This window comes from Microbacterium sp. B19 (genome assembly GCF_000333395.1).
GTDB lineage: Bacteria > Actinomycetota > Actinomycetes > Actinomycetales > Microbacteriaceae > Microbacterium.
Window position 1 is genome coordinate 1 of sequence record NZ_BADA01000293.1, and the last position, 6,922, is coordinate 6,922.

General features: G+C 71.8%; 6 protein-coding genes and 1 pseudogene. 6 read left to right on the plus strand and 1 reads right to left on the minus strand.

Translation table 11 applies throughout. The annotated features are described in order from the left end of the window. Window positions 1–558: pseudogene (locus I5G_RS10490) on the minus strand (transcriptional regulator); the annotation flags it as partial. A 230-nt stretch (window positions 559–788) separates the two neighbouring features. Between I5G_RS10490 and I5G_RS10495 the strand changes: the two are divergent. The 6 genes from I5G_RS10495 to I5G_RS10520 form a co-directional block, all read left to right on the plus strand. After that, window positions 789–1,274 (plus strand): glutathione peroxidase, encoded by a 486-nt coding sequence (locus I5G_RS10495; protein WP_022879017.1) that lies wholly within the window; start codon window positions 789–791, stop codon window positions 1,272–1,274. Between the two features lie 125 nt (window positions 1,275–1,399). Beyond that, a complete protein-coding gene (locus tag I5G_RS10500) occupies window positions 1,400–2,296 on the plus strand; it encodes a triacylglycerol lipase (protein ID WP_022879018.1) in 897 nt (298 codons plus the stop codon). 102 nt (window positions 2,297–2,398) lie between these two features. Next, window positions 2,399–3,586: a xylose isomerase gene (gene xylA, locus I5G_RS10505; RefSeq protein WP_022879019.1), complete on the plus strand. Its 1,188-nt coding sequence runs from the start codon at window positions 2,399–2,401 to the stop codon at window positions 3,584–3,586. A 147-nt stretch (window positions 3,587–3,733) separates the two neighbouring features. Then, on the plus strand, window positions 3,734–5,125 hold the full coding sequence (gene xylB / locus I5G_RS10510; protein WP_022879020.1) for a xylulokinase: 1,392 nt from the start codon (window positions 3,734–3,736) through the stop codon (window positions 5,123–5,125). Window positions 5,126–5,405: 280 nt separating this feature from the next. Next, the gene (locus tag I5G_RS10515; RefSeq protein ID WP_022879021.1) at window positions 5,406–6,242 is read left to right on the plus strand and encodes a class II fructose-bisphosphate aldolase; all 837 of its coding nucleotides are present in this window, start codon (window positions 5,406–5,408) and stop codon (window positions 6,240–6,242) included. A 6-nt stretch (window positions 6,243–6,248) separates the two neighbouring features. Continuing rightward, window positions 6,249–6,922: FGGY family carbohydrate kinase (locus I5G_RS10520; protein ID WP_022879022.1), on the plus strand; the 674-nt coding region annotated here is incomplete at its 3' end.

Consider the following 6,922-nt stretch of genomic DNA (forward strand, 5'->3'; position numbering starts at 1 on the left):
GCGGGCGGGGAGACCCGTCGCTCCGGTGATGAGGTCGCCGATCGCGGCATCCGTCCACTCCAGGTGCGGGGCGGTGCGGACGAGGCCGTCGGCGGCGCGCACCGGTCCGGGCACGGCGACGCCCACGCCGACCGTGCGGCGCCCGCGCAGGGGGCCGTCGGCCCAGGCGGTGAGGCGTTCGTCGACGAGTTCGGCCGTGCGCTCGGGAGTCAGCAGCTGGGTCTGGGGGAGGCGTTCGCGCGCCACCGGGGTTCCGTCCAGGGCGAAGGCGCCGATGTCGAGCGCGTCGACCTCGGGATTGACGCCGATCGCGACGACGCGCGGATCCGGGGCCACCGTCGGCGACGGGCGGCCGACGCGGCCCACCGGGTCGGGGGCGCGCTCCACGACGAGGCCGTCGCCCACGAGCTCGCCCACGAGGTCGGCGATCGTCGAGCGGTTGAGGCCCGTCGCCTCGGTCAACGCGGCGCGGGAACGCGGGCCCTCGCGGTGCACCGTGCGCAGCACGAGCGCGAGATTCGCGCGGCGCATGCCGTCGCCCCTGCTCGCGGTGACCATCCGTCAACTGTGCCACGGCGGCGGGTTCCGTGCGGGATCGTCCCCGCGCCCGCGCCCGCGCCCGCGCCCCGCGTCCCGCGTCCCGCGCCCCGCGTCCCGCGCCTGGCGCCCCGCGCCCGCGCCATAAACGCTTCGGCTCGGCAGAAACGCCCGGAGACAGCGTTTCTGCCGGGCCACGGCGTTTATGGACCGTTCACGCCACCCATAGCACTCGGTGCCAGAATCGGAACATGGACCTGTCTGGCATCCCGATCACCACCATCCGTGGCGAGCAGACCACCTTCGGTGCCCTCACCGAGGGCAAGGCGGCGCTCGTCGTCAACGTCGCCTCCCGCTGCGGCCTCGCGCCGCAGTACGAAGCGCTCGAGGCGCTGCACAAGAAGTACGCCGACCGCGGTTTCACGGTCATCGGCTTCCCGAGCAACCAGTTCCTGCAGGAGCTCAGCGACGAGGAGAAGATCGCCGAGTACTGCTCCGCGACGTGGGGCGTGACCTTCCCGATGTCCGAGAAGGTCAAGGTCAACGGGCGGAGCGCCCACCCGCTGTACCAGGAGCTCACGCAGACCCCGGATGCCGAGGGCAAGAAGGGTCGCATCTCCTGGAACTTCGAGAAGTTCGTCGTCTTCCCCGACGGTCGCGTCGTGCGCTTCAGCCCCCGCACGCAGCCCGACGCCCCCGAGGTCGTCGCCGCGATCGAAGAGGCGCTGCCGAACTGACGCGGCGCGCGGCGCGGTGGACGCCGCGTCGCGTTTCGGTGTCCAAGACACGCCGCATCGACCACGGTGCGGACGGCGTGTCTTGGACACTCAACGTGTAACCGCCGGTCGGTAATCTGAGCGACATGACCGATGCCGTCGTCCTCGTCTCCGGCGGAGCCGCCGTCACCCCCTACACCGACCCCGACCACGCGGCCGCGACGGGTCTCGCGGCGGGCAACACGATGACCGCCCTCCGAGCGCACTTCCTTGCCCGTGGCATCCGCGTCTTCTCGGCTCCCGCCCGCATCGGTGCGGGAGAGGTGCGGGAGGATGCCGGATGGCAGGGCTTCGCCGACGTGTCGGTCGTGCTGCCCGCCGAGGTCACGATCAACGCCGTCGGCCGCGTCGACGACGCCGGCGTCGCGCTCGCCGGATTCCTGCGGCACCTCGCCGCGGAGGAGGGCGTCGGCAGCGTCGCGCTCGTCGGGCACTCGATGGGCGGGCTGTTCTCGCGCGCCGCGATCCGCGAGCTGGGTGGCGACGGTCCGCGGGTCGAGCGCCTCGTGACGCTCGGCACCCCGTGGGACGGCTCGGTGCTCGGCGACTTCCTCGACGACGAGATCTCCGAGGCCGACGCCCACGGCGACCCGGCGACGCTGAAGATCTTCGCCGAGGCGCGTCCGTACGCGGATGCCAACTCCCAGGGCGCCGCGGCCGAGGTGTCGCGGCGGTTCCTGCGGAACTGGAACGACGCGCAGGCGGGCGTGCTGGACGGCATCCCGGTGACCGCCATCGGCGCGGGCTACTTCGCCGCCGCGACCGAGCCGGCGCAGCTGTGGCCGCACGACGGCCTGGTGTCGATGACCAGCGGTCGCGCGGACGAGGTGCCCGCCACGGTGCTGCCCGACGCCGAGCGCCACTCCTTCCCCGACCACGTGCACAGCATCTTCTTCGCCGAGGGATTCGGTCTTCCGTGGGAGCGCGCGCTGACGTGGGACCCCGCGGTGTTCGCGGTCGTGGACGGAGCGCTCGGACTCTGACGCGGGGGCTGGACGCCGTGGCATCCGGGGTATATGTTGTGAGGACCAACAAAACCTCGTGCGGCGGCGAACCACCGTGCGCATCCATGCGAAGGAGCAGGAATGCCCACCCCCACCCGTGACGACAAGTTCTCGTTCGGTCTCTGGACCGTCGGATACAACGGCACCGACCCGTTCGGCGGACCCACCCGCAAGCCGCTCGATGTCGTCCACGTCGTCGAGAAGCTCGCCGAGCTCGGCGCCTACGGCCTGACGTTCCACGACGACGACCTGTTCGCCTTCGGCTCCACCGACGCCGAGCGCCAGACCCAGATCGACCGTCTGAAGGGCGCCCTGGATGCCACGGGCCTCATCACCCCGATGGTCACCACCAACCTCTTCTCGGCTCCGGTCTTCAAGGACGGCGGCTTCACGTCGAACGACCGCCAGGTGCGCCGCTTCGCGCTGCGCAAGGTGCTGCGCAACCTCGACCTCGCCGCCGAGCTCGGCGCGAAGACGTTCGTCATGTGGGGTGGCCGCGAGGGCGCCGAGTACGACTCCGCGAAGGACATCCGCCAGGCGCTCGAGCGCTACCGCGAGGCCGTCAACCTCCTCGGCGACTACGTCACCGACAAGGGCTACGACATCCGCTTCGCGATCGAGCCGAAGCCCAACGAGCCCCGCGGCGACATCCTGCTGCCGACCCTCGGTCACGCCATCGCGTTCATCGACTCGCTCGAGCGCCCCGAGCTCGTGGGCCTCAACCCCGAGGTCGGGCACGAGCAGATGGCGGGCCTGAACTTCGCCGCGGGCATCGCCCAGGCGCTGTACCACGGCAAGCTGTTCCACATCGACCTCAACGGTCAGCGCGGCATCAAGTACGACCAGGACCTCGTCTTCGGCCACGGCGACCTGCACAACGCGTTCGCGCTCGTCGACCTGCTGGAGAACGGCGGCCCCGGCGGCGTCCCCGCCTACGACGGCCCGCGCCACTTCGACTACAAGCCCTCGCGCACCGAGGACGAGTCGGGCGTGTGGGACTCGGTCTCGGCGAACATGAACACCTACCTGCTGCTCAAGGAACGCGCCGCGGCCTTCCGCGCCGACCCCGAGGTGCAGGAGGCCCTGGAGGCCGCGAAGGTCCTCGAGCTCGCGCAGCCGACCCTCAACGAGGGCGAGTCCTACGACGACCTCCTCGCCGACCGCTCGGCCTACGAGGACTTCGACACCGACGCGTACCTCGGCGGCAAGGGCTTCGGCTTCGTCCGTCTGCAGCAGCTCGCGACCGAGCACCTGCTCGGCGCACGCTGATCCCGGGAGGGGCCTGGATGCCATGGCATCCGGGCCCCTCTTTCCGTCGAGTGTCCAAGACACGCCGCATCGCTCCCACGTGAGACGGCGTGTCTTGGACACTGAACGGGATGCCGCACCGCTGCGGCGCGAACAGAGGGAGTGAGCATGGCGCTCGTCGTGGGAGTCGATTCGTCGACGCAGTCGTGCAAGGTCGTCGTGGTCGACGCCGAGACCGGGCGGGTGGTCCGGGAGGGGCGCGCGTCGCACCCGGCCGGAACGTCGGTCGATCCCGAGGCGTGGTGGATCGCGCTCCAGGATGCCATCGCGCAGGCCGGCGGCCTCGACGACGTCGCGGCGGTCTCGATCGCGGGACAGCAGCACGGCATGGTCGCGCTCGACGCGGCGGGGCGTGTCATCCGCGACGCGCTGCTGTGGAACGACACCCGCTCGGCGCGGGCCGCGGCCGACCTCATCGCCGAGGTGGGCGCGGAGGCGTACGCCGAACGCACGGGCGTCGTGCCCGTGGCATCCTTCACGGCTACGAAGCTCCGGTGGCTGCGGGATGCCGAACCCGAGAACGCGGCGCGCGTCGCCGCGGTGGCGCTGCCGCACGACTGGCTGACGTGGCGGCTCCGCGGCTTCGGTCCGGGCAACGCCGACTTCGCCGAGCTGACCACCGACCGCTCGGATGCCTCGGGCACCGCGTACTGGGGTGCTGACGGCTACGACCGCGAGCTGCTCGTGCGCGCGCTCGGACACGACGCGGTGCTGCCGCGCGTGCTGGAGCCGTGGGAGAGCGCCGGGACGCTCGCGGGCGGCGCGCTCGTCGGGCCCGGCGCCGGCGACAACGCCGGCGCGGCGCTCGGTCTCGGCGCGGGTGTCGGAGATGTCGTGGTATCCCTCGGCACGTCCGGCACGGTGTTCGCGGTGACCGACCATGTCGTCCGGGACACCTCGGGTGCCGTCGCCGGATTCGCGGATGCCACGGGCCGGTTCCTCCCGCTCGTCGCGACGCTCAACGCCGCCCGCGTGCTCGACGCGTTCGCCGGGCTCCTCGGCGTCTCGCACGACGAGCTCGGGGCGCTCGCGCTGCAGGCGGAGCCGGGTGCCGACGGTGTCGTGCTTGTGCCGTGGTTCGAGGGCGAGCGCACCCCGAACCTGCCCCACGCGAAGGCCTCGCTGACGGGTCTGACCCTGGCATCCACGAATCGCGCGAACTTCGCCCGCGCGGCGATCGAGGGGATGCTCAGCGGCCTGGCCGTGGGTCTCGAGGCGATCCAGGCGCAGGGCGTCGAGGTGCGGCGCGTGCTGCTGATCGGCGGGGCCGCGGCGAACGAGGCCGTCGCGCGGATCGCCGCGCAGGTGTTCGACGCCGAGATCGTCGTGCCGGCCGCGGGCGAGTACGTCGCGCTCGGCGCCGCGCGCCAGGCTGCGGGCGTGCTCGCCGGTGGTCCGGTGGACTGGACCGTCGCGACGGCCCGGGCCGTCGACCCGGACTTCCGGCCCGCGATCCGCGCGCGCTACGACGAGATCGCCGCGCTCCGCGCCCGCGAGTAGCCCCGCCGTCCGGCTCGGGTTTCCCTGACGCCGAGACTGCATCCGCCTGACGAAACCGCCGCACGCCGCGGCGCTCTCGTCAGCCGTGTGCAGTCTCGGCGATTTTCGTGTGCGCGGAGCGCGGGCGCGGAACCCGTGGCGATGAAACTGTACGTACAGACTGGACGATATGGACGTTACGTATTACGCTGACACCGAAGCGGGCACGGCTCGCTCACGGAGGGGCGCGGGGAGCCGATCGGGCTGAGCGCCCTCCGTCGCCGTCAACGGAAGGAAGCCGATGGCACTGGTCAGCGGTCACGAAGTCGTCCGAGAGTGCACCGCCCGCGGCCTGGTCGCGGGAGCGTTCAACACCACGAACATCGAGACGACGATGGGCATCGTCGACGCCGTCGAGCGGGTGGGCGTGCCGACCTTCATCCAGGTCGCGCCCACGAACGTGAAGCTGTCCGGTTACGAGTACATCTACGACACCGTCGCGCGTCGTCTGGCCGACTGCCCGGTACCGGTGGCGCTGCACCTCGACCACGGCAAGTCGCTGGATGCCGTCGAGGCGGCGCTCGCGGCCGACTTCACGTCGATCATGATCGACGCTTCCGAGGAGCCGTTCGCCGAGAACGTCGCCGTGTCGGCGCGGGCGCGCGAGATGTGCGGCGCGGAGGTCTCCCTGGAGGCCGAGCTCGGCAGCATCGGCGGCAAGGAGGACGACGTCGCTCCCGAGTTCGCCAGCACGACGAACCCGGCCCAGGTGGCCGAGTTCGTCGCGGCGGTGCGGTGCGACATGCTCGCCGTCTCGGTCGGCAACGTGCACGGGTACGCGCCGAACGCCCGCATCGACTTCGACCTCCTCGCCCGCGTGCGCGAGCAGAGCCCCGTGCCGCTCGTCATCCACGGCGGGTCCGGGCTCCCCGCCGAGCAGCTCGGGCGGCTCGCCGAGTTCGGTGTCGTCAAGGTCAACGTGGCCAGCGACCTGCGCAACGCCATGATCCGCTCGTTCGGCGAGGCCTACGCGGCCAACCCCCACGAGAACTCGCTCATCCGTGTCTCGCTCGACGCCGTCGCCGCGATCACCGATGTCGTCGAGCGCCGCATCCGCATGCTCAACCCCTCGGTCTGAGTCCCCATGACCCCCACGATCACGGTCGACATCGGTACGACGAGCATCAAGCTCTGCCTGTTCGACGCCGAGGGCGGCCTCCAGGCCGCTGACCGCTGCGCCACGCCCACCCGGCGCGACGCGTGGGGGGAGGTCTACGATACGGACGCGGTGATGGATGCCGTGCGCTCCTTCGTCGACGCGCTCGATCCGGCCGCGCGGCGGGCGGTGCAGTGCATCGCGATCGCCGGCGTCGGGGAGTCCGGCGGACTCGTCGACCCCGACCTGTCGCTCGTGTCACCGATGATCCTGTGGCACGACCACCGCGGCGCGGATCTGCTCGCGGGTCTGTCGGAGGCCGATCGCGCGCGCATCTACGCGGTGACCGGGCTGCCGGTCAACGCGAACTACGCCCTGTCGAAGGTGGCCTGGGCGCTCACGCACGCCGAGCGTTCGACGGTTGCCGCGCAGTGGCTGAACGTCTCGGAATACGTCGCGGCGCTCCTCACGGGGCGGCGCTGGGCGGAGCCGTCTCTGGCGAGCCGCACGATGGCGCTCGACCTCGTCGGACGTCGGTGGTCGCGCGAGGTGTGCGGGCTGTTCGGCGTCGACCCGGGCGTGTTCCCGCCATTGCGGGCGGCGTCCGAGGGCGTCGCGATGGATCCGGCGACGGCGCGGGCCTGGGGCCTCGACGAGGTGAC

Excerpts from the sequence above, each read along its gene's own strand:
- I5G_RS10495 (WP_022879017.1), top strand. The coding sequence starts at position 789 with ATGGACCTGTCTGGCATCCCGATCACCACCATCCGTGGCGAGCAGACC.
- I5G_RS10500 (WP_022879018.1), top strand. The coding sequence starts at position 1,400 with ATGACCGATGCCGTCGTCCTCGTCTCCGGCGGAGCCGCCGTCACCCCC.
- xylA (WP_022879019.1), top strand. The coding sequence starts at position 2,399 with ATGCCCACCCCCACCCGTGACGACAAGTTCTCGTTCGGTCTCTGGACC.
- xylB (WP_022879020.1), top strand. The coding sequence starts at position 3,734 with ATGGCGCTCGTCGTGGGAGTCGATTCGTCGACGCAGTCGTGCAAGGTC.
- I5G_RS10515 (WP_022879021.1), top strand. The coding sequence starts at position 5,406 with ATGGCACTGGTCAGCGGTCACGAAGTCGTCCGAGAGTGCACCGCCCGC.